The sequence below is a fragment of the Sphingomonas sp. Ag1 genome, from assembly GCF_000980895.1.
GTDB classification, from domain to species: Bacteria; Pseudomonadota; Alphaproteobacteria; order Sphingomonadales; family Sphingomonadaceae; genus Sphingomonas; species Sphingomonas panaciterrae.
Genome location: NZ_LAZX01000010.1, coordinates 1 through 1291, shown reverse-complemented (window position 1 = coordinate 1291; position 1291 = coordinate 1). Strand labels below are relative to the sequence as shown.

General features: G+C 59.4%; 1 pseudogene. It reads left to right on the top strand.

Going from position 1 to position 1291, the window contains the following annotated elements:
- Window positions 1-121: 121 nt before the first annotated feature.
- A pseudogene (locus tag XM50_RS00080) lies at window positions 122-1291 on the top strand (hypothetical protein); the annotation flags it as partial.

Sequence of the window (1291 nt, the reverse complement as noted above, 5' to 3'; positions counted from 1 at the left end):
GACAAAATGGTTCCCCTTCAGCCGATCAACGCGCGAGCGAATATGTCGGCACCAAAGCTATTAAAGCCGCTTTCAAGCTTGGACTACGCTCGTTATCGTGGCGCATGGCTCAGTTGATCCGGTGAACCTCATCTACCAGTATCACGGCTACGGCCCGACCGGCGACGTAACGGCAGTCTATGAGAATGCGCTGACACTCGGCCCTCCCCGTCTGTCGGTTCGAACCTACGAAGAGTTGGTCGCCCTCACCGCTGAGCAGCTACCACCGGGATCATGGGCCAAGGCACCTGCGGTCGGCATGTTCAGGCTTGGAGCGGAGCCTTATGGTAAGCTCACTCTGGATGGCATTGGCGCGCTCGACGGCGCGGTTGCGCCAATGGGTGTGGCTTCGATCTGCGCCTTCATGCTGCGCCGCTTCGCTGATGTGCCAGCGGACAAGATCGACATGGTTTCGGTCGCTGACCTTGAGCGTGATTTTCCGCATACGTGGGGCAACGTCATTGATGCTCAGACCAAGCCCGACGACACGCAGGACGATCAAATCTCCTACAGCGTCGGTGACTTCGTTCGTGAGGCGATGGCCCATGTCGCGGGCTACCTGTTCGCAACGCCGGATGGCGTCTGGCACTTTGGCCGTAACGTCTCGACCAAGGATCCGATTGTGCTCCGTCAGAGCCGCGCATCCAAGCCGGTCGTTACGAGCATCAGTTCGCCAGCTACATCAACCCGCGTTCAGCGCGTTCGTGTTGGCGGTCGTCGCTGTTTCTCGACCCACACGGACAGCGAGATTTCTGACGCTCTCAAGCAGGTGCAGGAGGAAATCGCCAACGGCCTCGTGCCGGACAAAGAGGCCGTGGAGGAGGTTAAGCAGAACGTGGACGATATTCGCCAATTCCTGCCCGATCTTGTCACTCCCCTACTGCGCGAGCCCATCGCCAAGGTATCTGCTCTCCAGCTGAAATACGGCGCTGGTCAGATTAAGGCGGCGTTTGCGCTCCACGATCAGGCGCTTGTGGCTGTCCGTGAGATTGGAACGCGCGTCGATGAGAACGGCAACAAGGTCGCTGAGGAAATGCTTCAGCTAACCAGCCGCGTCACAGAGGCAGAAGCAAAGGTCGCCGGCATCGACATTGATGGGCCGATCGAAGCTGGACTTGCGGAGATTAGGCGCACGATCGCGGGCCTCGACTTCGCTTCGGCTGAATCCGTGGACACGAAGATCGCCAACTATGGCAAGGGCGTGTCCGCTTGGCAGGTTGAGGAAGAGCGCGTTCGCGCCGAGAAGGACAGC